Origin of the sequence: uncultured Campylobacter sp. (assembly GCF_938039245.1) — a bacterium.
Lineage (GTDB): Bacteria > Campylobacterota > Campylobacteria > Campylobacterales > Campylobacteraceae > Campylobacter_A.
In genome coordinates this window covers 1-23,228 of the sequence record NZ_CALHVN010000029.1, presented here as the reverse complement: position 1 = coordinate 23,228, position 23,228 = coordinate 1, and the positions used below count along the sequence as shown (strand labels likewise).

23 protein-coding genes are annotated in these 23,228 nt (G+C 47.9%); 10 read left to right on the top strand and 13 right to left on the bottom strand.

Annotation, left to right across the window (positions count from 1 at the left end; genetic code table 11):
* Positions 1–103: 103 nt before the first annotated feature.
* From dxr to Q0218_RS05200, 4 genes are all read right to left on the bottom strand, one after another.
* On the bottom strand, positions 104–1,216 hold the full coding sequence (dxr, locus tag Q0218_RS05215) for a 1-deoxy-D-xylulose-5-phosphate reductoisomerase (protein ID WP_297967088.1): 1,113 nt from the start codon (positions 1,214–1,216) through the stop codon (positions 104–106).
* Positions 1,210–1,941, bottom strand: a complete 732-nt coding sequence (locus Q0218_RS05210) for a phosphatidate cytidylyltransferase (protein WP_297967087.1) — start codon at positions 1,939–1,941, stop codon at positions 1,210–1,212. The genes dxr and Q0218_RS05210 overlap by 7 nt, the downstream gene beginning before the upstream one ends.
* Before the next feature lie 336 nt (positions 1,942–2,277).
* A complete protein-coding gene (locus Q0218_RS05205; protein WP_297967085.1) occupies positions 2,278–2,625 on the bottom strand; it encodes a hypothetical protein in 348 nt (115 codons plus the stop codon).
* Between the two features lie 15 nt (positions 2,626–2,640).
* Positions 2,641–3,960 (bottom strand): NFACT family protein, encoded by a 1,320-nt coding sequence (locus tag Q0218_RS05200; protein ID WP_297967083.1) that lies wholly within the window; start codon positions 3,958–3,960, stop codon positions 2,641–2,643.
* An 86-nt stretch (positions 3,961–4,046) separates the two neighbouring features.
* On the opposite strand from Q0218_RS05200, the gene Q0218_RS05195 reads away from it, so the two are divergent.
* Positions 4,047–6,182, top strand: coding sequence for a TonB-dependent receptor (locus Q0218_RS05195; protein ID WP_297967081.1), 2,136 nt, complete (start codon positions 4,047–4,049; stop codon positions 6,180–6,182).
* 367 nt (positions 6,183–6,549) lie between these two features.
* A complete protein-coding gene (gene leuC, locus Q0218_RS05190; RefSeq protein WP_297967079.1) occupies positions 6,550–7,824 on the top strand; it encodes a 3-isopropylmalate dehydratase large subunit in 1,275 nt (424 codons plus the stop codon).
* Positions 7,825–8,508: 684 nt separating this feature from the next.
* Here leuC and Q0218_RS05185 read toward each other — a convergent pair.
* Positions 8,509–8,766: a SemiSWEET family transporter gene (locus Q0218_RS05185; protein ID WP_002951935.1), complete on the bottom strand. Its 258-nt coding sequence runs from the start codon at positions 8,764–8,766 to the stop codon at positions 8,509–8,511.
* 139 nt (positions 8,767–8,905) lie between these two features.
* On the opposite strand from Q0218_RS05185, the gene Q0218_RS05180 reads away from it, so the two are divergent.
* A complete protein-coding gene (locus Q0218_RS05180; RefSeq protein WP_297967077.1) occupies positions 8,906–9,403 on the top strand; it encodes a hypothetical protein in 498 nt (165 codons plus the stop codon).
* Positions 9,404–9,713: 310 nt separating this feature from the next.
* On the opposite strand, the gene Q0218_RS05175 is transcribed toward Q0218_RS05180, so the two are convergent.
* The 6 genes from Q0218_RS05175 to Q0218_RS05150 form a co-directional block, all read right to left on the bottom strand.
* The gene (locus Q0218_RS05175; RefSeq protein ID WP_297967075.1) at positions 9,714–11,015 is read right to left on the bottom strand and encodes an ankyrin repeat domain-containing protein; all 1,302 of its coding nucleotides are present in this window, start codon (positions 11,013–11,015) and stop codon (positions 9,714–9,716) included.
* A 224-nt stretch (positions 11,016–11,239) separates the two neighbouring features.
* A complete protein-coding gene (locus tag Q0218_RS05170; RefSeq protein WP_297967073.1) occupies positions 11,240–11,983 on the bottom strand; it encodes an AMIN domain-containing protein in 744 nt (247 codons plus the stop codon).
* 33 nt (positions 11,984–12,016) lie between these two features.
* Complete coding sequence (locus Q0218_RS05165; protein ID WP_002953583.1) at positions 12,017–12,286, bottom strand: hypothetical protein; 270 nt, start codon at positions 12,284–12,286, stop codon at positions 12,017–12,019.
* The gene (gene eno, locus Q0218_RS05160) at positions 12,283–13,533 is read right to left on the bottom strand and encodes a phosphopyruvate hydratase (protein ID WP_297967071.1); all 1,251 of its coding nucleotides are present in this window, start codon (positions 13,531–13,533) and stop codon (positions 12,283–12,285) included. Before eno ends, Q0218_RS05165 begins: the two co-directional genes overlap by 4 nt.
* A gap of 4 nt (positions 13,534–13,537) precedes the next feature.
* On the bottom strand, positions 13,538–14,638 hold the full coding sequence (gene recA / locus Q0218_RS05155; protein ID WP_297967066.1) for a recombinase RecA: 1,101 nt from the start codon (positions 14,636–14,638) through the stop codon (positions 13,538–13,540).
* Positions 14,639–14,750: 112 nt separating this feature from the next.
* Positions 14,751–15,845 carry a DNA adenine methylase gene (locus Q0218_RS05150; RefSeq protein WP_297967063.1) on the bottom strand — a complete coding sequence of 365 codons (1,095 nt, stop codon included), beginning with the start codon at positions 15,843–15,845 and terminating at the stop codon, positions 14,751–14,753.
* Between the two features lie 114 nt (positions 15,846–15,959).
* Here Q0218_RS05150 and Q0218_RS05145 point away from each other — a divergent pair, with 114 nt between their 5' ends.
* The 7 genes from Q0218_RS05145 (at position 15,960) to Q0218_RS05115 (ending at position 20,344) form a co-directional block, all read left to right on the top strand.
* Complete coding sequence (locus tag Q0218_RS05145) at positions 15,960–16,826, top strand: menaquinone biosynthesis family protein (RefSeq protein WP_297967092.1); 867 nt, start codon at positions 15,960–15,962, stop codon at positions 16,824–16,826.
* Entirely contained in the window at positions 16,826–17,092 is a 267-nt protein-coding gene (gene fliQ / locus Q0218_RS05140; RefSeq protein ID WP_002953589.1) for a flagellar biosynthesis protein FliQ, read from the top strand. The genes Q0218_RS05145 and fliQ overlap by 1 nt, the downstream gene beginning before the upstream one ends.
* Positions 17,089–17,874 (top strand): UDP-N-acetylmuramate dehydrogenase, encoded by a 786-nt coding sequence (locus Q0218_RS05135; protein ID WP_297967060.1) that lies wholly within the window; start codon positions 17,089–17,091, stop codon positions 17,872–17,874. Before fliQ ends, Q0218_RS05135 begins: the two co-directional genes overlap by 4 nt.
* 174 nt (positions 17,875–18,048) lie before the next feature.
* Positions 18,049–18,420 carry a DUF805 domain-containing protein gene (locus Q0218_RS05130; protein WP_297967057.1) on the top strand — a complete coding sequence of 124 codons (372 nt, stop codon included), beginning with the start codon at positions 18,049–18,051 and terminating at the stop codon, positions 18,418–18,420.
* Between the two features lie 152 nt (positions 18,421–18,572).
* Positions 18,573–19,316: a pentapeptide repeat-containing protein gene (locus tag Q0218_RS05125; RefSeq protein ID WP_297967054.1), complete on the top strand. Its 744-nt coding sequence runs from the start codon at positions 18,573–18,575 to the stop codon at positions 19,314–19,316.
* An 18-nt stretch (positions 19,317–19,334) separates the two neighbouring features.
* The gene (locus tag Q0218_RS05120) at positions 19,335–19,691 is read left to right on the top strand and encodes a barstar family protein (protein WP_297967052.1); all 357 of its coding nucleotides are present in this window, start codon (positions 19,335–19,337) and stop codon (positions 19,689–19,691) included.
* Between the two features lie 2 nt (positions 19,692–19,693).
* Complete coding sequence (locus tag Q0218_RS05115; RefSeq protein WP_297967050.1) at positions 19,694–20,344, top strand: hypothetical protein; 651 nt, start codon at positions 19,694–19,696, stop codon at positions 20,342–20,344.
* Between the two features lie 403 nt (positions 20,345–20,747).
* Here the strand turns inward: Q0218_RS05115 and Q0218_RS05110 are convergent, their stop codons facing one another.
* Positions 20,748–21,200 (bottom strand): hypothetical protein, encoded by a 453-nt coding sequence (locus tag Q0218_RS05110; RefSeq protein ID WP_297967048.1) that lies wholly within the window; start codon positions 21,198–21,200, stop codon positions 20,748–20,750.
* A 175-nt stretch (positions 21,201–21,375) separates the two neighbouring features.
* Complete coding sequence (locus Q0218_RS05105; protein ID WP_297967045.1) at positions 21,376–22,896, bottom strand: dual specificity protein phosphatase family protein; 1,521 nt, start codon at positions 22,894–22,896, stop codon at positions 21,376–21,378.
* Between the last annotated feature and the right edge of the window lie 332 nt (positions 22,897–23,228).

Sequence of the window (23,228 nt, the reverse complement as noted above, 5' to 3'; positions counted from 1 at the left end):
TGATTTTTGGGGTTTTGAAGTTAAAATTTGACGAAGATAAGGCATGTAGCCTATCGAGTCAAATTTTAACGAAATCCGCAAAAAGCGCTCAAAAGACAAGCCTCTATTTAAGCAACTTTTCCGCCCACGCTCTCACTTCTAAATCCAATTCAAATATCTTACTCTCGCCCTCTATCTTCTCGTTTTCAAACCTCTTTGCTGCGGTTAAAACCGTTCGCGAGATATCTAAAAATCCGCACTCGCCGCGCAAAAATTTATACACAGCCACTTCGTTTGCGGCGTTTATCGCTACACCAAGATCTGGGTTTTGCAAAGCTTGGTCTTTTAGCGAAAAGATAGGATATTTTTTCAAATTTATCTCGCCGAATTTTATATTTTTTAGAGTTTTTAGGTCTAAATTCGGCACGATTTGCGCGTTTTTTGTATCAGCGGCGTTCAAATTTAGCGCACCATCCTTGCCCAAAATCGCATGCGCGATGGCCAAAATCATATCGGTTTTAGATAGATGCGCCGTAGTTGAGCCGTCGGCAAACTCCACCAGCGCGTGCACCGTGGACGTGCGCTCGATGAGCGCCTCGATATCCCGCACGCCGTAGAGCCAAAAGGCCTCTAGCACCTCAAAAAGCTTGTTCGCCATCGTCGCACTGTCGATCGTGATCTTTGCGCCCATGTTCCAGTTTGGGTGCTTTAGCGCGTCTGCGGCGCGGGCGTCTTTTAGGGCTTTTATTGGGGTTTTGTAAAAGGCGCCGCCCGAGGCCGTGATGACGAGCCTAGCGACCGGGGTTTTGTTTGCGAGCAAGAATTTAAGTCCGAAATGCTCGCTATCTATCGGATCTATCGCGCCCCTATCTAAAAATTTGCCGCCCGCGACGAGGCTTTCTTTATTGGCAAGCGCTAGCTTTTTGCCTAGCTTTTGCGCGCTTAGGCTCGGAGCCAGCCCTGCAAAGCCGACTAGAGAGTTTACGACGCGCTCGCTCTCGCACTCTTTTAGCATATCGCGGATGCCCTGCGCGCCCGCAAAAACGCGTTTGTGCTTTACGAATTTTGCAAATTTAGGCTCGGCGATACAGACGAATTTGGGCTTAAATTCGGCGATTTGCTCGTTTAAAAGCTCGTAGTTTGACGCGCAGCTTAGCGCCTCGATACTAAGGCCGAATTTGCGGGCCAAATTTAAAGTATTTGTCCCGATCGAGCCCGTCGAGCCCAGCACTACCACGATAGCGTCCAGAGCATCGCCGCGACGCCGAACAAATAGCCGTCGACGCGGTCAAGCATACCGCCGTGACCCGGTAGCAGCGTGCCGCTATCCTTGACGCCCGCGCGGCGCTTTAAGTAGCTCTCGAAAAGATCGCCCCACACGCCAAAAACCGCAACCAAAAACGCCGTAATGAGGCTATGCCATAAGCTATCGGTCAGCACCCAGCCAAAGCCCGCGCCAAAGACCGTAGCCACGGCGATACCGCCCGCGACGCCCTCCCAGGTTTTGTTCGGCGAAGTCTCGCTAAAGGCGTGCTTACCGCAAAATTTACCGACGAAAAACGCCCCGCTATCGCACGCCACGACCGTTAAAATCAGCCACGCCAAGTAGCCCACGCCGTAGAGCGAATAAAGCATCCAGATGAGAAAAATAGGCGTCATCGGATACAAAAACGGCAGCGCGGGCGTTAGATTTTCGCTCTTAAAGTGCGCGAGAAAACTAACCACGAGCAAGACCGCTAAAATAGCGATAAATGCGGGGTTTGAAAAGGGCGTGAGCAGGTAAAAAATAACCGCCACGAGAGCAAGAGAGCTTCCTTGCAGGCCGTAGAGCTTTTGCGCTTCGCTAAAGGCCGTGTAAAGCACGAAGCCTAAAATGGCGAAATTTAACAGATAACTATCGACGAAAAAGATGACCAAAACCGCCGCAAATAGCGCGACGCCGGTGATTATACGCGTTTTCATGATTTTTCCTTTTTTGAGTAACGATTGTATAAAATTTTCGCTTAAAAGCGCCGAAATTTGAGGCGAATTTACCTTTGCGGGCTTTAGCTGGCGGTTAAATTTAACGGATTTGCGTTAAAATTTAGTTTTGATTAAAACGGGTCGGTAAATTTGGCGGATTTGGGTTAAATTTTACCGAGCGAGGCGGCAAATTCGGCGCGCATTTAAAGAGCCACGCTAGATTTTGTTTTTGCTAAAAACGGCTGCTTAAATTTAGCGGACAAAGGCTCAAATTTGATCTAAATCGAGCCAAATTTGACCGCCTAACCGCGAGCGGTCAAATTTAAGCCCGCAAGCTTAAATTTTAAGATCAAGATGATGAAATACGGGCGATGCCTGCGGAAAGTCGTTAGCCGCGACGTGCTCTTCGGAGTCTTCGTCGTCAGAATTTTCGCCTTTTTGCTCCGAGGCGAGCTCGCCCTGCTCCTGCCTGCCCTTTTGCTTTTCGTGCTCGTTTTCGGGGTCGATTTTGTAGGTTTCCTCGGTCGGTCGCACTTCGGAGACCTCTTGTTTTTCGTCGCTTGCTAGCGATGCGGCGGCGAGGTTTTGTAGGTCAAATCTATTTTGGACGTCGGCAACCTTGTTTGAGACCATATTTACGTTTTGATTGATAAAAATCGTGTTGCCAAGGGGTGTTACAGCCACTTTTCGCCTCCTCTTTTAGTCGTGCTTTGTTACTAATATCGTCTTAAAATTAATATAATTTACATTTGCGCCGCTCATAATTTTGACGTTGTTACGTTTGGTAAAATCAACCTCGTACGTCCCGTCGCCTTTGACGCTAAAATTTACGCAAATTTTCGCCGCAAATCTCAAAATTTCCTCGCTGGGAGCGCTTTTTGCGGTTTTGATGATGACGTGCGCGGACGGCAGGTCTTTTAGATGCATCCAGACGTCGTCTTTTTTCGAGTTTTTTAGCAGCCAGACGTTGCCTTTTTCGTTGCGTCCGATGCTGATTTTATAGCTTTCGACGTAAAAATCCTCAACGTTTTGATTTTGCTCTTTTTGCTTTGCGGCGCGGGCTTTTTTAGGCGCTAGGATCTCTAGCTCTTCGGCGCTTTTTGCTTCATTTACGAGCGTTTGCAAATTTGATAAAAACTCCAGCTTTTCGGTCAAATTTTGCCGCTCGATAACCAGGCCCGCCGCCTTTTGTTTTAGCCTTTTTGCCTTAGCAAACATCGCGTTTGCGGCGATTTTAGGACTATCGTCCAGCACGAGCCGCACCTCGCCTCGCTCGAAATCATTTAGCGTTACCTCGCGCTCGTAGTCCCTTAGCGCGTGTAAATTCGACAGGATCAGCCCCGCGTTTTTGCTTAAAATTTCGCTTTGCGCATTCAGATCCGCTTCGTTTTCAAGACCCGATAAAATCTCGCTTAAATTTTGCATTTTTCGCTCTATCGCGGCCGATTTTACGGCGCGCAGATTTTCTAGCTTTGCGTTATTTACGCGCTTAAATTCCTCGCTAAAATACTGCGCAAAATCGGTTATCGGCGGCGTCTGGCGCTCTTTTATCGCTGCAGGCGGCAGCTCTAGCAGCTCGCGCCCCGGTTTTATCACACGAAAATTATTATCTATATGGCGCAAAGCCTCGATTATGACGCCTTTTTCGTCCGTGATGATCGCGTTGGTAAAGCGCCCCGTAAACTCCAAAAATAGGCTTGAGGCGAGGCTCTTATACGAGCCTTGGAATTCGCACTCCAGCTTTAAAATTCTATTTCCCTCGGGCACGCTTAAATTTAAAATTTTAGCCCCCCAGAACCTCTTTTTAAGCGCGACGTCAAAGGGCGCTTTGTACTCTTTTACGTTTAGAAAATCAGGATTTGCGTAGATCGCGGAGTCAGACTTGCTAAGGTCGAAAAACAGCCCGAGCTCGCCGTCAAACTGGGTAAATATCGCCATATCGCCCGCGCGTCTGATTGCGGTTATTTTTTTAAATTTGCCTAGAAAAGATTGTATTTGTTTTAAATTTGCGTATTTCATAGCCGAAATTATAGCCTAAAATAAGGCCGAAATTTAAGCGTAAGAATAATATAATGATAATGCATTTTAAAACGGAGAAAAAATAAATGAACAAATTCAGCCTAAGTTTAGCGGTCTCGTCGCTGCTTTTAACCCAAATTTTCGCCGCCGATGTTGCGCTACAAGGCGTCGAGATTAGCGAGAGCGCGGACGACGGATACCGCGCCAAAACCAGCGAAGTAGGCAAAACGAATACGCCTATTTTAGAGATCCCGCAGACGGTAAACGTCGTGACGCAACAACAGCTAAAGGATAAAAAACCCGAAACTCTAGCCGAAAGCCTTCAAAACGTTAGCGGCGTTAGCTACGGAAACACCACGGGCGGTATCTTTGACTCGATCATTAAGCGAGGCTTTGGCGGCGGACGCGACGGCTCGATCATGCGAAACGGCGTACCTGCTAGCGTCATGCATAGCTTTAATAAAACCGTAGAAAGCGTCGAGGTGCTAAAAGGCCCGGCTAGCTTGCTCTACGGCGCGCAAGAGCCCGGCGGCATCATAAATATGGTCACTAAAAAACCAAAATACGACTTCTCAAACGAAATTTGGGCGGGTATCGGCAACCGCAACTATTGGAACGCGGGCTTTGATACCACGGGACCGATCGCGGAGAGCGGCTTTGCGTATAGATTTATATTTGATATGATGCAAAAAGACTACTGGAGGGAGTTTGGCGAATATAAAAACGTCCTCTTTGCGCCCTCTCTTTCTTATAAAGGCGATGATTACCGCATAAATTTAGCCTATACGCACACGCGCTCGACCGACCCGATCGACCGCGGTATGTATCTAGTACCAAGCACGGGCAAGCTACTGCCGATAGATAAGAAAAGGCGCCTTGACGAGCCGTTTAATAAACTACAAACCAGACTCGACACCGTAGACGTAAATTTTGAAAAAAATATCGGCGAGGACTGGCTACTGCGCGGCGCTTACGCATTTTCCCGCTCAAAGCACGAGTACGGTCACATCAGGCTAATGAACGTAAATTTAAACACGGGCGTTGCGGCTAGACGAAACGAGGCGTACGACGGATTTATCCACCGCACGCACGCCGGATCGCTAAATTTAAACGGTTACGTGCAAACGGGCGAGATAGAGCATAACTTACTCTTTGGCATCGACGCAAAGGAGTACTACCGCTATAGACCCGGCGCGCTAAACAGCTACAGCTCCGGCACGACGCACAAAAACTTCCCGATAAATATCTACAGTCCAGTCTACGGCACGGTCCCCTATCCGTCCGACCGAGCCTCCGGTATCCAGTATCAAAAGCTAAGAACGATCGGATTTTACGCGCAAGATAGTATAAATTTGACCGAAAATTTGATCTACTCTTTGGGCGTTAGATACGAATACTACGACCAAGTCGCGCGCGGCACGACTAGCGGACCAAACACCACCGATCAACAAGACGGCAAATTTACGTGGCAGACGGGGCTTTTATACCTGCTAACGCCGGAGTGGTCTGTTTACGCCAACTACGCGCAAAGCTTTAGCCCGCAAATGGCGATCAGTGGCGACGACATCGGCGACATAAAGCCCGAAGAAGGTAAAAGCGTAGAGCTGGGAACTAAATTTCAAAACGATAGCATAACGGCTAGCGCAGCGGTCTTTAACATCGACAAGAAAAATATCATGCGCACCGTAAATAGCGTAAGTACGCCCGTGGGCGAGGCGCGCTCGAGAGGATTTGAGTTTGACTTTAACGGCCGCGTGACGCAAGGGCTAAGCGTGGGCGCTAGCTACGCATACACTAAAACCGAGGTGCGCAAGGATAGCGGCGCGTTTGCCGTGCTAGTGGGCAAACCGCTAGAGGCCACGCCTAAGCACCAAGCCAGTCTCTTTGCTAACTACGACTTTAGCCATCTAGGCGCAAAAGGCCTAAGGATCGGCGGCGGAGCGAGGTATTTTGGCTCATGGTACACCTACTACATGAGGACGAATTTACCGGCCGTGCCTGCGGGAACGGGCTTTAAGATGGACGATGCGGTCGTTTACGACGCATTTATCAGCTACGATACCAAGATTGCGGGCTACGAGACGAATTTCTCGTTTAACGTCAAAAATTTGACCGACAAGCTCTACTATACGTCCTCATCGACCGGCACGCAGGCTAATATCATACCGATACAGCCGGGGTATGCGAGGCAGTTTATGCTGACTGCTAGCGTTAAATTTTAAAATTTAAACGGCTCGTCTTTTCTCGCTATACGGCGTTGAAATTTAAATTTTAAGCTCGGCAGACCATTCGTCTAGCCTACGCTTAAAATTTAAATTCCGCCTTGTCTAGCGAAAAAATACCTCGCCTTCGCTTCTTACGCTCAGACTTTAAATCAAATTTGCAAATTTTCGCTTCAAATTTAGCTCGCCCAAACCCGCATCCTAAAAACGCCGAATTCGGTTTTAAATCCGCGGCGTACTGCGCTATTTAACCGAACAGGGTTCGTATTTGCAACGCTCAAATTTTACTCTCAATCTCTTTTTATCCATTTTTCGCTAAAATCGCTAAATTTTAAAAACGCGCGGTATCCGCAAAAAAGGAAAATTTATGCAAAATAAAAAGCAAACCATCACCGAAAAGATTTTCAGCGAGCACGTAGGGCGCGAGGTTTTCGCGGGCGAGATCATCGAAAGCGACATCGACATGGTCATCGGCAACGACATCACGACTCCTATCTCCATCAAGCAGTTTGAGCGAAGCGGCGCGACAAGGCTAGCTAATCCAGACGGCTTTAGCGTCGTGATGGACCACTACATCCCGGCAAAAGACATCCTAAGCGCCAACCAAGCTAAAATCAGCCGCGATTTTGCGTATAAGCACGATTTGAAAAATTATTTCGACGAGAAGGACATGGGCATAGAGCACGCGCTTTTGCCCGAAAAGGGCCTCGTGGTGCCGGGCGACGTCATCATCGGCGCCGATAGCCACACCTGTACGCACGGCGCGCTGGGAGCCTTTGCCACGGGTATGGGTAGCACCGATCTAGCCTATGCGATGATAACGGGGAAAAACTGGTTTAAAGTACCGCCGACTATCAAAGTGATCTTTCGCGGCAAGCTAGACCGCCACGTCTACGGCAAGGACCTCATCTTAGAAATCATCCGCCGCATCGGCGTAGACGGCGCGCTGTATAAGGCGCTGGAATTTACGGGCGAGACGATAGATAGCCTCGATATGGACGGGCGCTTTAGCATGTGCAACATGGCGATCGAGGCCGGCGGCAAAAGCGGCATCATCGCGGTCGATGAAACCACGAAAGAGTTTTTAAAAGGTAAAAATTTACGCGCCGAGCCGAAGCTGCACTACTCGGACGAGGGCGCAAACTACGAGCAGATTTTAGAGATCGACGTTAGCAAGCTCGACCCCGTGATCGCCTATCCGTTTCTACCTAGCAACGGCAAGAGCGTGCGCGAAGCGGTGAAAGACGATATCGCCATCGATCAGGCCTTTATCGGTAGCTGCACGAACGGCAGGCTAAGCGATCTACGTATCGCGGCTGAAATCCTAAAAGGCCGCAAGGTAGCGCGCAAAACTCGCCTCATCATCACGCCTGCGACGCAAAAGATCGCCCTGCAAGCGCAAAAAGAGGGGCTGATGGATATTTTCGCGGAAGCGGGCGCGGTCGTCTCAAACCCGACCTGCGGCGCGTGCCTGGGCGGATATATGGGGATTTTGGGCGTGGGCGAGCGCTGTGTGAGCACGACCAATAGAAACTTCGTCGGCCGTATGGGCGATAGAACGAGCGAGGTGTATCTAGCAAACTCGGCCGTAGCGGCGGCGAGTGCGGTGGCGGGCAAGATAGCCGATCCGAGAGATCTTTAGTTTTGCGACTTGTCTTTTTCCGCTATACTGCGTTGGAATTTAAATTTTAAGCTCGGCAGACTATCCGTCTAGCCTACGCTTAAAATTTAAATTCCGCCTTGTCTAGCGAAAAAATACCGCACCTTATCGTTTTACGTTCAAATTTAAAAACTTAAATTTAATCAAATTTGAAAATTCAGCCTCAAAATTTTATCCACCGAGACCCGCACCTTGAAAACGTCAAATTTAAATTTTCGGCGCGACGGCGCCAAATAAACCTGCACGAAGTGCAGCAACCTCTCACGTGCAGTGGAGATGGTGGGGGTTTGGGGGCGGAAGGGGCGACGCTTCGTAAGTAGGTCTGCTAGCAGTTACGAGCCGCAGGCGAAGTAAAGCCCCTTCCGCCTCCCAAGAAAAAGAGAAAGGCGGATACAAAAGGGAGCTCTTTTGCTTAGCTTTACTGCGTTCGCTACCTTCGCTGCGCTCCGCCAAAAAAGACCGCTACGCTCGCAACCGCTAGCAGAACGTAATTTAAGCCCCTTCCCCCTTAACAAGAAAATCAAGATATTAAAAATACAGCAAAACAATTCAGAAAATTTGCACTCAAATTTGAAGTCGAATTTACAAATTTGAGCCGCCGAAACTCGCGTCAAAAAATATCAAATTTAACTTCGCCGTATCGGTAAATTTAGCGATCTTTGCCCCTTAAAACGCCGTTATCGTCGCCAAAAGTCCAAAGATGATGCCGGGCAAATTCGCAGCCGCTAGCGGGTAGTCTCTTTTAGCTTTTAGTAGGCCGTAGCTAGTCCAGATCGTGCAGTTTATCGCTGCGGCTAGAGGCTGGATAAAAGGCGTTTTGTTGCCTTCGAGGTTGCCCATTATCTGCGGGATGTAGGAAATATACATAATGACCGACAAGCACGTGCCTATCCAGCCTAAAATTTGTAAATTTTTCTCGCTCATTTTTCTCCTTTGAAATAAAAGCGGCATTATATCCTTTTTAGTTGTGATAATCAAGCGCTAAATTTACCAGCAGCGGGCGAGTCCTTACGCTAAGCAAAGCTAAATTTAGTAAAATACGCCGATTTCAAAGGAGGACGAAATGGCCTACGTAACCTACGACAAGGCAAAATGGCACTGGGGCGCGAAAAACGCGCCGACGGACATCCCGCATGAAAACGGCGCGACGCACATCGCGTTTTTCTTCCGCTGGTGCGTGGAGCGCAAGCTCTATTCCAAGGACTTCGCGGTGGATTTCGCGGACGATATAGCGCGGATGGATGATAGCTTTGATTATCGCGGGTATTTCTTCGACGCCATGGACGGCGTGCTGGATAGCGACGCGCTAAATGCCGCTGGCAAGGCGTTTGCGAAGGCCTACTACACCACTGGCCGCACGAAATTTGCTAAAACTCACGGCTGGTATTTGCAGGATTACGACGATTTCGTCGCGCGCAAATTCGGTGATAAAAACTTCGACAACGCCTATTTTTACATAAAAAACTCGCCGCAAAACTATGCCGAGGTCAAACAAATCATCGACCGCCGCTACGAGGAGTTTTTAGAAGCCAAAAAAGCCGGCAAAAGTGCGGATAAATAAAGCCAAATTTGCGCCGAGCAAAGTTAAAAGGCGGGGTAAATTTACGCACGGACGAGCCCAAGCGATTCTAGCCTTAGCCGAGCGCAGATCGTAAATTTTAGATCGGTTGCGACGTTTGCGGATTTAGCCGCGCCTTGTTGCAAGGCTAAAACCTAGACCGTTAGGCCAAATTTGACGGCAAGCCGCTTCTAGTTGGCGCCTCACTACTTAAACTGCGGAGTCAAATCTCCCGCGCTCAGCGGTGACCTCCACCGCTTTAGGCAAGCTCCGCTCTATCAAATTTTCCCCCTGACATTTTATCTCCTTTTATCTATTTGCTTTGTAAATTTGAGTTTGAGTCTGATTTACTTCGGTTGCTATCTACGTAAATCACCTGGGCCATGCCACTTTCGGCTCTACCTATAGCGCTCTTGATCCCGTCTCGTTTTTCCATTTCGTTTGCCCATTTGATAAAAGCCCTAATGTCTTTAAACGTAGCATTTTGATCAGGGCAATGCGGATTATAGAAATTTATTTCTTTGTCAAATTCTTCTATCTTTTTCGGGTCTATCGGCTTTGGTTTGTATTGCAAAAGGCCGTCTTGATATATGTGCCAGTAAGGAGCATATTTGTATTTATTATTGGTTCTTTGTATCTTTTCTTCGGCCTCTTCGTCTCTGCCTTGATTCATTTTATAGATATAGTTTTCTTTATAATCAATCCATCCCTTGCGCTTTTTATAGCACTCCTCGTACGCCTTCTTTAGCTCCTCTTTAGTGGGCTGCCCTACGACGTCGTATTTTAAAAGAAGCTCTAGCATGGGTTCGTAGTCCGGGTGACTATCTAGCGAGATATATAAAGATCGCATAAAATCAGAATCGTCTCTTAGTCCGTGAAAAAACGTATTGGGATGATCGTCTAGTTTTGGTTTATACCCGCTAGCAAGGACTATATCGGCCATTTCGACATAGTTATGCCATACTATATACCTCATGGGGTTATTTGCGTCTTTGGATTCCTTGTTAACTTGATAGTTGTCTTCAAATATTATCTTTACGTCGTCTCCGTCTATGATAAGCTTTTCGATGTTGTTATAAAACGGAGGATCTATGTAGTACTGCACCGCCTTTACTTCATCAAACTTAACCCCGCTATCAAGCAGCAGCTTAGCGGTCTTTGTCGAGTTGTTTTCTATGGCGTAGGCCAGGGGCGAGAGTTTGTAGTTATCTTGCGCGCGAGCGTTTGCGCCCATATCTATAAGCCTTTTTGCCGTGGCTTCGTCGTCGTAAAAGCTAGCGTACATCAAAGGAGTAACGCCATCTATTAGTGGAGAGTCTACGCTAATGTTATTATCTTGCATAAATTTTAAAATTTGATTCGTTTGCTTTGATTTTAAAAGCTTACGGAAATTTTCCACAAATGCGCCATCTTTTATCTGCTTATCTATATCCCAATATCTAAAAGCAAAGTCGTCTATCTCCTCTTGCGTTACGTATTTGCTTAGCTCGGAACCCGGGATTATTTTAGTATCAGCAGTGACTACAAAGCGAGTAGGGCCGGATAGTTTTTCGTAAATAAAATTTACGAAAACGATGAGGCAAAGAGCGGCGAGGCTAAGTGTGAGTTTGTTCAAATTTATCCCTTAAGTCAAATTCGCGAAATCTTAGCCAAAGGGCAGTTAAATTTGAGTGAAATTGGGGGCAAAATCTGAAAAAGCAGGGAAAATAAATCAAGGCAAATTCGGCTAAATTTTAAAGCCAAATTTAAAAACGCGGCGAAGGCTCAAATTTAGTCCTTGCCGCGAGAAATTATCGGTGCAAATTTACACGCCGAAAGCTCGGCGCGTAAAAATCAAATTTATCTAGATAGCTTTAGCAGATACCCGTCCTGCGTCTTTTCGATCTCGTGCTTATAACTGCCGTCGAGATCAAAAACTACGCGGTAAAATTTACCGTGCGAGCCAAAAAGCGCCGTTTTAAACGCGCCGCAGTCAAGCTCGTCTTTTCTCGTGTTTACGTCCGTTTGCGAGGCGAAGTCTATCACGACCTTGGTGCCTTTGTCGATCGAGTAGTCCTTTAGCTTCTCGTCGGTCGTGAGGATCTTGATCTGCATCGGATAGATCTCAAATTTCGTCTGCTTATAGACGATCTGCTTTTGCGGTTGCGGCTTTTCAAGCGGCTTTATGACGACGTCTTTTAGCGGCTCCTGCACGGTCATGTTGCGCTCGGTAGGCTTTGGCGCGACGTCTATCGCGGCGGCTTTTGGCTCCTCTTTAGTGACCGAGACGTCGGGCTTTTCTACGACGACTGGTACTGCGATCTTGCTTAGCAAAAACTCATCCTGCCACGAGATGCTTTTGTTTATGTCGACGGTTTTTTCCTTGATGCTGCCGTCGAGGCTTTTGTATTTTAGCGTGACGGAGATGAAGTTTCTAGCGTCGGCGGGAAATTTGAAATTTTGCTTCTCAAAAGGCGGCAAATTTTCCACGACGTTGCTGCTAGCCATGCTCGCGTTTACATCGCCCGAGGGCGCAAAAGGATTTTCTCTGCCAAAAGCCAGCCCGCAGGCCAGCACCAAAAGCCAAATTTTACCGATTTTCATAACTCCCCCGTTTTTAAATTTATAAAGCTAAATTTACCCGCCGCTGCTAGGCTCAAGCTCTTTTAGCTCGAAATACGCCTTTTGCAGCTGGGCGTTTTGTTTTTTTAGCGTTTCGACGTCGCGTTCTAGCTGCGTTTTTTGCTCTTGCAGGCTTAGCATCACGTCTAGCGAGCGCTTGCCAAAGATTATGTTGCCCACGTAGATACCAAAACATATCACGCAAAACGCTATAAGCGTAAATCTGAGAAAAAGCCTGAAATCAAACGGCTTTTTCTCGACGTATTCGTCTAGGACTTCGCTCAAATTTGATTTCCCAAAAACTCGTCCGTCTCGCACTCGATCTCAAGCAGGCGGTTGTATTTTGCGTTGCGTTCGCTTCTTGAGGTCGCGCCTGTTTTGATTTGGCCCGTATTCATCGCGACGGCGAAGTCCGCGATAAAGCTATCCTCGCTCTCGCCGCTTCTGTGGCTCATCACGCAGCGGTAGCCTTTGCGCTGCGCTAGGCGGATCGTCTGCATAGTTTGGCTAACGGTGCCGATTTGATTTGGTTTGATTAGGATCGCGTTGCCTACGCCTTTGGCGATGCCCTCGCGTAAAATTTTCTCGTTCGTTACGAAAAGATCGTCGCCCACGAGCTGCACTTTAGAGCCAAGCTTGCTCGTTAGCTTCGCCCAGCCCGCCCAGTCGTCTTCGCTTAGGCCGTCTTCGATCGAAAATATCGGATACTTCTCGCAAAGCTGCGCATATCGCTCTATCAGCTCTTCGCTGCTAAATTCCTTGCCTTCTAGTTTATATTTGCCGTTTTCGTACAGCTCGCTAGCTGCGACGTCAAGAGCTAGTTTGATCTGCTCGCCCGCTTTGTAGCCTGCTTTTTCGATGGCTTGCATGATTAGTTTGATCGGCTCTTCGTTATCGTTTAAATTTGGCGCAAAACCACCCTCGTCGCCCACCGCCGTGCTGTGACCCACCGCGTTTAGCAGGCCTTTTAGCGTGTGGTAAATCTCAGTCGCCGCTCGCAGCGCGTCGCTAAATTTATCAAATCCAAACGGCATAATCATAAATTCTTGAAAATCCACGCTGTTGTTCGCATGCGCGCCGCCGTTGATGATATTAAACATCGGCACTGGAAGCACAGTAGCATTCGCACCGCCTAGGTATCGATACAAAGGCACGTCAAGGCTCTTTGCCGCCGCGCGCGCTACCGCCATAGATACGCCAAGCACCGCATTTGCGCCCAAATTTGAGTAGTTATCGGTGCCGTCAAGATCCCTCATCTCGTCATCAAGCGCCTTTTGATCGAAGGCATCCAGCCCGATCACGGCCTCTGCGATCTGCGAATTTACGTTTTCAACGGCCCTTAGCACGCCCTTGCCGCAGTATCTTTCGTCTTTATCGCGAAGCTCCAGCGCCTCGCGTTTGCCCGTGCTTGCGCCGCTTGGGACTATCGCGCTTGCTACGGTGCCGTCGCTTAGAGCTACGGTTGCTTTCACGGTCGGGTTGCCGCGGCTATCTAGCACCTCTATCGCGGTTACGTCTTCTATAAATACCATTATTTTATTCCTCCGTATTTTCTTCTATGCTTTCGCCGTCTTCGTCTTTGCCGCCTGAGCTGCTTATTAGCTTATCTAGGCCGATCGAGCTTTTTATCGTCGCCACGATCTCGTCTGATATCTCCGAGTGCTCTTTGAGATAGGCTTTTGCGTTTTCGCGGCCTTGGCCGATTTTGGCGGCTTTGTAGCTAAACCAAGCGCCGCTTTTGTCGATGATATCGAGCTTCACGCCGTAGTCGATGATCTCGCCGTCGCGGCTGATGCCCTCGCCGAACATTATGTCGAATTCCGCCGTTTTAAACGGAGGCGCGACCTTGTTTTTCACGACTTTTACCTTCGTGCGGTTGCCGATAGGCTCTTCGTTTTGTTTTAGAGTGGCGATCTTGCGCACGTCTAGGCGCACGGAAGCGTAAAATTTAAGCGCATTACCGCCCGTAGTGGTCTCTGGCGTACCGTAGCCCATAGCGCCGATTTTCATACGAATTTGGTTGATAAAGATCACGGTCGTGTTCATCTTGTGCACGACGCCCGCGAGCTTGCGCAGTGCCTGGCTCATTAGACGAGCTTGCAGACCTACGTGCTGATCGCCCATGTCGCCCTCAATCTCGCTTTTTGGAGTTAGCGCCGCGACGCTATCCACGACGATAAGCTCGACCGCGCCGCTTCTAGCGAGGTTTTCTACGATCTCAAGCGCCTGTTCGCCAAAATCGGGCTGGCTGACGTAAAGATTTTCGGTATCTACGCCCAAATTTGCCGCGTATTTCACGTCTAGAGCGTGCTCGGCGTCGATAAAGGCGCACGTGGCTCCCGCTTTTTGCGCTTCGGCGATGATGTGTAGCGTTAGAGTCGTTTTACCCGAGCTCTCAGGTCCGTAAACCTCTATGATACGGCCCTTTGGGATACCGCCTATGCCAAGGGCTAGATCAAGCCCTAGCGAGCCGGTCGAGATACTATCTATCGCCTCGACTTGTTTGTCGCCAAGGCGGATCAGCGTACCCTTGCCAAATGCTTTGTCTATCTGCTTTAAAGCCGCGTCTAAGGCCTTTTTCTTGTCCGAATCGTTTGTCGGCGGGACTATCTTTTTCTCTTCTTTTTCTTTTGCCATCGGCTTCCTTAAATTTAAAATAATCTTGCTGATTTTATCAAATTTGAGATGAATTTTTGATTATTCGCGTAAATTTGAGACGGGTTTGAGCGGGGTCAAATTTGCTCTAAATTTACGCCTTTTTTAAAACGTAAAGCAGCTCGCTAACGTGCGTCGGACGGCTGGCTAGGTTTCTGCTGCCGCGAAAGGCGTTGTATTTTTGCTCCAAAATTTGCACTTCGCCAAGTCCGGCTAAATTCTCGCTAAATTCCTCGCGCGCGATGAAGCCCTCGGAGTTAAACGAGATGAGCACGAATTTAGCTTTTAGCTTTGAGATTAGCTCGAAAAATGCCGGCGCAGCGGCTGATTTTTGATTAAACACCGAGCGGTTCCAGCCCCGCGCGATACCCGAAACCCGCGAGATTTCGCTCGGACGCTCATAGCTAGCGATCAAATTTAACATAAAGTAGTTCGAGCCGTAGGGGTGCTGGTTATAAGGCGGATCGAGATAGACTAGATCAAGCGGCGGAAGCTCGGCGGCAAGCTCATTTGCATCTCGCCTTTGCACGTCAAATTTGACGTTAAAATTTGAAAAAACAGGCTTAAGTAGGCTGATGTCTGCCGTGATGCGAGATAGCGCGTGTTTGCCGCGTCCGCCAAACTGCCCAAGGCCGTCCTTGTTTTTATGAAAACCCTTGAAAATGCCGCTGGTGTTAGCGTGTACGCTAGCTGAATACAGCAACGGAGCGACGAAAAAAACGCGCAACTCCCGCGGCACGAGCGTATCTATCGTCTGGCGCGCAGTGTCAATGTAGGCGGCGTTTTTTCTCGTGTAAAAGACGCGGTCCCTCGCCGAGATATTTGCCTCGTCCTTTGGCGCGTAAAGCTCGCAGATAAAGCCCTCGCGTAAATTTGCGCCGATTTCTCTAGTTAGTTTTTCATGCCAAAAATCAAGCTCTTTTTTAAATTTCGCGTCCGCGTTTGCGAGGTAGCATTCGTTTGTGACGCGGCTATAAAGCTCCAGGTCGTTTGCGATGATGAAGCTTGCATGGGATTTTAAAAACCGAGACACGATGCCGCTGCCGCTAAAAAGGTCGCAGCAGCTTAGTTTTTCTTTGCCAAGCGCCTCTTTTGCGATATTTACGCCTTGTTCGATGAAGCCTAAAAGCGAGCGTTTGTTGCCGAGATAAGTTAAAATTTGCTCTTTTAAATACGCCTGATTTTCCATATTTTTCTTTATAAATTCCGCATTTTTATGGCGATTGTAGCAAAAATTTACTATAATTTCGCAATTTAGCCGCGCGCGAAATTTAAAGCAGAGCAAAAAGGATTAAATTTGAAGATTTTTAAGCGTATAAACGTCGCTCACTCGCCCGACGCGGACGATATTTTTATGTATAAGGCGATTGATTTTGGCTGGGTGAGCTCCAAAAATCTAAAATTTAGCGCCACCGCGCTTGATATCCAGACGCTAAACGACGAGGCGCTAAAGGGCACTTACGAGGCCACGGCGATTAGCTTCGCGCTATATCCGCTTATTTGCGACGAATACGCGCTTTTGCGCACGGCGGTGAGCTTCGGCGAGGGCTACGGACCAAAGCTGGTTAAGAAAAAGGGCGCGGTTTTAAAGCGAAATTTCAAAGTCGCGCTAAGCGGCAAACACACGACCAATGCCCTGCTTTTTCGCATGGCATACCCGCAGGCGCGCATAGTTTATAAAAATTTCCTAGAAATCGAGAGCGCGGTTTTAAGCGGCGAGGCGGACGCCGGCGTGCTGATACATGAAAGCATTCTTGACTTTTCGCCGCAGCTTTGCGTGGAGCGCGAGATCTGGGATATCTGGAGCGAGCTAGCGGGCGAAAATTTGCCGCTGCCGCTAGGCGGTATGGCGGTTCGCCGCAGCCTGCCGATAACGGATGCTATCGAGTGCGAGCGCGTGCTAACGGAGGGCGTGCACATCGCCACCGCGCATAAGCCCCTTTTGTCGCACATGCTGATGGAGCGAAATCTCATCCGCGTCGATAAAGAAAAGCTAAAAACCTACCTAAATCTCTACGCAAACGCTAGCTCCGTCTCGATGAACGAAACGCAGCTAAAGGCGGTAAATAGGCTTTTTGCGCTTGGCTACGAGCGCGGATTTTATCCGCTACCTATCGATGCGAAAAACTACCTCGTACCCGCCGAGTACAACGATATAAGGTTTAGCTAATGCAATCAACGCTCATAGAACTCGGTATCGAAACCTTTAAGATCGCGCTTTATCTAAGCTTTCCGATGCTGCTGGCGGGCCTATCGGCGGGCCTTATCATCAGTATATTTCAGGCGACGACGCAGATAAACGAGATGACGCTAAGCTTCGTGCCAAAGATCATCCTCGTCGTCGTCGTGATTATATTTTTGATGCCGTGGATGGTCTCGATGATGGTCGATTTCACGACGCGCATGATAGAGTTTATCCCAAATTTCGTGCAATGACGCAGCTTATAGACTTTTCCAAATTTAGCTCGGTGCGAGTGGGCGGCGTGCACGAGGTGGCGGTGCTAGAAAGCATTGAGGACGCGCTAAAGCCGGAATTTGCCGGCCGCGTGATGATAGGCAGCGCGAACAACCTACTCGTTTCGCCAAACCCGCCCGCGATGATGATGCTAGGCGGAGCGTTTGATTATATAAATTTGAGCGGCGACGTGCTTAGTATCGGTGCTGCGACGAAGTCGGGCAAAATTTACAACTTCGCCAAAAAGCAGGGTATCGGCGGATTTGAGTTTTTGCAAAATATCCCCGGCACGCTTGGTGGACTAATAAAAATGAACGCGGGGCTTTGCGGCGTTAGTATCAGCGACGACCTACTCGCGGTGCGGCTGGGACGCGGCTGGGTAGAGCGCGAGAGGATAAGCTTTAGCTACCGCAAAAGCGGGATAGATGAGCCGATTTTGGGCGCCGAATTTAAAATTTCGCGCGAATTTGATGCGGCGCTCGCCGCCGATTTTGCCGCCAAGCGCGCAAATCAACCAAAGGGCGCTAGCTTTGGCAGCTGTTTCGTAAATCCGCCGGGTGACTACGCGGGCAGACTAATCGAAGCTGCCGGGCTAAAGGGTTACGCGATAGGCGGGGCTAAATTTAGCGAGCAGCATGCAAATTTCATCGTAAATTTTGGCGGCGCGAGCTTTGCGGACGTGACAGGACTCATAAATTTAGCCCGTGAGCGCGTTTTGGAGCAGTTTGGCGTCGAGCTAAAAACAGAAGTCGTGATACTCTAGACCTAGACTTACTAAAATAACACAAAAAATATCATTTAACTAAAAACGGTTTTTGATTAAGTTAAGTACGCCTAAATTTTTACTTCATTTAAGCCCGCAAAATGTCTATTCTTAAGTAAATATTTCTATTTATTTTTATAAAATAAAAAAATATTTTAAAACAAAGGATAAACAGTGACTTTTGGCGAATCCATAAAAAGTTGCCTTAACGGCTACGTAAAGTTTGACGGCAGAGCGCCTAGGTCGGAGTACTGGTGGTTTTTAGTCTTTATTTTTATAGTAGACGTAGTTGCGGTTTGCATAGACTTAAGTGCATCAACCATATATGAAAAATCAGAGCTTGTTTCTGCGCTTGCGAATTTAGCCCTTTTGTTACCAAACCTCGCAGTCTGCGTCAGAAGACTTCACGACCTAAACAAAAGCGGCTGGTGGGTGCTGCTCTCTTTTATTCCAATCATCGGCCCGATCGTTTTAATCGTATGGTTTGCTACGCGCGGTACGGTAGGGGCAAATAGCTTCGGCGAAGACCCGCTAGCGGCAGCTTAAAGAGGCTAAAAATATCCGCAAAAGGCGGCGCAAAGAAAAGACGAGTTATTTTATTTGCACGGGCAGCGTCTAGTTTTCGCCGCTTATAAAAAAAATTTACCGCCAAAGCTTAGCGCCGCTATGAAATTTTACGCACGCAAAGCAAATACAAAATGAAAAATCTTTTTATAAGCAACGAGCTGCGCGATATTTCGGTATGCGGCGAGAACTTCGGCGGAGCGATTTTTGACGGTTTGTCGGTTAGGGATGCGAAATTTATTCAGTGCGATTTTTCAAATGCGAGAATAGGCCTACGAAAAAACGTTAATTTTGAAAATACCGTTTTTCAAAAGGTAGATTTTCGTAGCGTCGGACAGGTAAATGCGGTTTACGATAATTGCAAATTTATCGGTTGCGATTTTCGCGGGACGAGATTAGACGACTTATCGACAAAATATTTCTCGTGTTTATTTGATAAATGCAAAATAACCGACCAAAAATTTTTAGTAAATAATTTTCAGAAAAATACGATTATCGGGAAAATATCCGAAGTCCAATTTATCGGCGGCAACCAAAGGTTGGGCAAGCTTGACGAGCTAAATTTAAACCTATCCGCCTGCAAAATCTCGTTTTTTAAATTTATAAATTGCGATATATCAAACATCGTTCCGCCCGACTTTTCTAATTATATATTTATAAAAAATTTAAAAACGAAAATCCAAAAAGCAAACGAAAAACTAGAGTTAGACGATTTGTCCGCGGTAAACAAAAAAACGATGGAAAGAAAGTTAAGGCATTTAGGCGGGCTGGATGCGTATTTGTTTAACGTAGAGGATGAAATTTACATCAACGGTTTAGAATTTACGGAAAAATTCTTTTTTTATTTAGGCGTGGATACGGCTTGTTTGTTAAAATAAATTTAAAGGCGTTTAACGATGAAATTTATTGGCGTAGATATAGATTTTTTAGATATTTATTCTAAAAATTTAGACGAAGAATACAAAAATTTTCACCTAAAAATGGCAGAAATTTTCGGTTTTCCGACCTTTTACGGCAAAAATCTCGCCGCTTTGATAGATTGCTTATCTGATTTAAGAACATTTGGAGACGAAGAGCCCATGACTCGCTACTCTTTGGGCGATGACGAATGCCTTTTATTAAACGTTAGAAATTTATCTAAAGCCTCAGACGATTTAAGGCGCAAATTTTTATTAGCCCTAGAAGCCGTAAATACGCGCTTATCGGCGGATAAAACGCCTACGATATTAGTAAATTTAACGAGCAAAGGATAGGCTTGCTGCAAGAGATAAGAACCAGCTGCGAACCGGCGGTAATCGGAGTTAGAAACGGCCTATATCAGACGGAATTTATAGACGCCAAATCCTTTTCCTCCAAAGACGTCAAAGAAAAATTTGCGGACGTTTTTACAAATCCGCTAAATTTATCCGCATTTAAAGACGAAGGCATTAAAGCGTTTGCGCTAAAACGAGCAAAACAAACCGATATCGTTTCTTGCGACTCGGGTATTTTTGATTTGGATTTTTTGATTTCGCAAAAGGCAGCAGACGTCATTAAATCCTTTAAGGTTAATCTGATAAAAGTACCCGTCGAAATCGGCGGCTGGAGTGGTAAATATTTCGCTATTAGCTTTCCCAAATACGGCGTTAATATCGTAAATTTTCCCGAGTCTATTTTCGTATATCAAGATTACGATAACGAGCAAGGAAAATTTATCGATATCGTAAGAAGCATTAACGCCCCAGACGAATATAGCGAACTAATGGCGCAAATCGCCCCTAGGAAAATATCGCTATCGCAAAAGGTAGAAGATAAGGCGTTTCATATAAACGGCATGGGACTGTTTTTCTCTCGCGCTATTTTGGACGCGTTTTTATCGGAGCAAATAAGCGGATTTAGCTTGCATGATACTTTCGTTTTAGATTAAATTTGCAGGCTTTTTGGGAGTTTGGCGACCGCGCGGCTTTGGCGCAAATTCGCCTTTGTTTAAATCATACTTTAATTTTGCCGCCCGTAGCCGAATTTCGCTCGCTTGCCTGGTTTTGCGTTTGCTGGGCGGTTAAATTTAGGACGTTAGGCTCGCTCATATTTGCCAAAAAACGTATCGGCGCGGCTTTGTTTTACCTTACTCTCTTTGGCGGGGCGCTCAAAACTCGGGTGCGCATTCGTCGCTTGCTTGAGCGCTTTTATCCGAATTTACGAGTTTATTTAAACCGCGAGCAGCCTTTGTGCTTAGCGTTTCGTTTGCGAGGTGGCTTTTGTCTTGGCCTTACCCACCCTGTCGTTTGCAAATTTGCGTCTAGTCGCCAGTAAAGTATTTTGCCGTAAATTTAGCCCAAATAACGCATCGTTAAGGCTGCTAAAATGGGCGCCAAACTAAGCACGGCCGTTAGTTTATATAGCCGCAAAGCTCCCGCGCAGCGACTTTTCATATCGCGGATTTTAGGCGGCTTGCTAGCTAAATTTAGCGCCGCAAGCGCCGCGTCAAATTCGCCCTGCCCCAGTCTCTCATCCGCAAAATCCCTAAAAATAAGCATATCAAAATGCAGCCTAACGTGCAGATAAAATAACACCGCAAAAGCCGCCAAAAAGCCCGCAATCACGGCAAAATGAGTAAAAATCGTAAGGTAGACGGCTAGCTGAAGTAAATTTAACAAGAAAAACAGCCTATGCGTCGCTAAAAATCTAGCCGTAACCAGCGCCAAGACTCTATCGTCCGCCGTTTGGCGGCATTCGTGCTCCCCGCCTTGCGCCGCTTTTTCGTTTTTCTCCGCATTCGTCATTTTCTCTCCTCATTTTGGGCGTTTAGTTAAATTTTCGTTCGTTTTCGCCGAGAATTTTGCAATGCCGCTTGTTTCTAGCCTTCAGATTTTTTAAATTTGATCCCTCAAGCCGGACTTGATCAAATTTGGCCTGCGCCTATTTCGCGCTTAAATTTGCCGCTTCTTTACTCCGCTTTCAAATTTCGCGGGCTTCTGCGGCTAGCCGCGCTATCCGCTCACGCAGCGAGCTAGCGACTGCGATCTTTTCGCGGCGAGATTTTAGCAAATTTAGCGCCTCGTCAAATCCTAGTCCCGCGTAAATCACCAGCCAAGCAAGCAGCACCGACGCGCTCCTGCCGTAGCCCAGCGCGCAGCAAACCAACACCTTTTTACCGTTTTGCTTGGCGGCTCGTTCGTTTGAGTCCGCGAGAATTTGCCCTGCCTCGGCGATCTTGCCTTCATTTGCCGAGCCGAGCGTTTGTAAATTTACCCGCGAGCCCGCTTGCCTGTGAAATTTAAAATCTCGCCAGTGCGCGCAGCCCGCCTTGGCGCAAAAATTTGATCCCAGCTCCGCCGTCTTTTGCTGTAAATTTTCGCCGCCGCAAAGAGCCCTTTTTACGAGCCGCTCGAGTTCGTCCGCGCCGCGTTTTAGCTCGTCCGCGCTCGGCGTTATCATATCTAACATAGGCACGCTCGCGTAAGTTTGCGCGCCGCCAGGCCGCTCAAACTCAGCCGCGCAGTCTAGCACCGCGTCAAATTTGCCCGCCTCCTTAACCGAGCCTAGATAGAGCCCTGGCAAAATCTCGTCTGAAAGCCGGCGTCCGCGCAGCCAAAAAAGCGCATTCAATCGCGCTACGCAAAGATAGGGAAAAAGCAAAGCTTTAGCCGCGAAAGCGTGACGGCCTTGCCCGTTTTTAGCAAAAACTCCAGCGCCCAAAAACACGTAACCGCAAGCAACCAGCGCGAAACTAAGGCTCGCCCACGATAGCCACAGCATCCACGCGCCCCAAATTTTAGCTCCTAAAATAGCCGCAAAAAGCGTCAAAAACGCAAGCCCCAGATATAGCGCCGCCCATTTGTAGCGCGCGGCCTCCCTAGCCATGGCAAATCTAAGCGGCGCGCCATCTAGCGGACGAATCAGAAGCACCAAGCAGCCCGCAGCCAGCCCCGTCGGAATGTCGATAAAATGGTGCTGATACGTTGTCAGCACGCTAAGGCCGATGAGCGCAAACCACGCCGCAAGCGCCGCCTTAAGCCAAACCGCGCGCGCCTTGCGAAAGTAAAAAGAGCCCGCCACGACGCAAAGTATGATGTGTAGCGACGGAGCTTGATTAAACGGGAGGTCAAAGGCGGCGAGGCTTGAGAATAAAAAGCCGCTAAGGCCCGAAACCGCGGGCTTTTCCCACGACATTTGCAGAGGAAAAGCGATGAAAAACAGCGTCGCTATCATCTGCGCGGCCAGCAGCTGCGTAACGTAGCGCGCAAGCTCCCCGGCGTCACGGCAGAGGAAAAATCCAAGCGCGTAGAGCAAATTTAGCGACCAGTACGGCACGATGCTCCACGCCCAAAACGGCAGCGCGCGCTCCCATGCGAAATAAATCTCGGGCACGTTTGCGCGAGCGCTCGCGAGGGCGTTTGTGGCGCCGTAGCTGGCGTAAAATATCGCCGCAACGACGACTAGCGCGGCCAGCTGCGATAAAAACGGTTTTGTTTTCATTTTTGCCTTTTTTGCTAATTCTATCAAATTTTAGCGGATTTGCGCCTTCACGACTTAATTATCCGAGATCGCTCGCTTGAAGTAAAAGCGTAAAATTTACTCGCCGAGACCCGTATCTTGACGGTGCTAAATTTGATTTGGCTAAATTTAGCGTTGCGCATTAAATTTAATCTTTCTTGTTAAGGGGGTGGAGGCTTGAATTGCGCTCTGTATTGCAGTTGCGAGCAAAACTAGCAAAATAGCTCTCTTTGGTATTCACTTTTCTTTTTACTTTGGGAGAGGAAGGGGATTCTACTTACGAAGCGTCGCCCCTTCCTCTCCCAAGCCCTCTC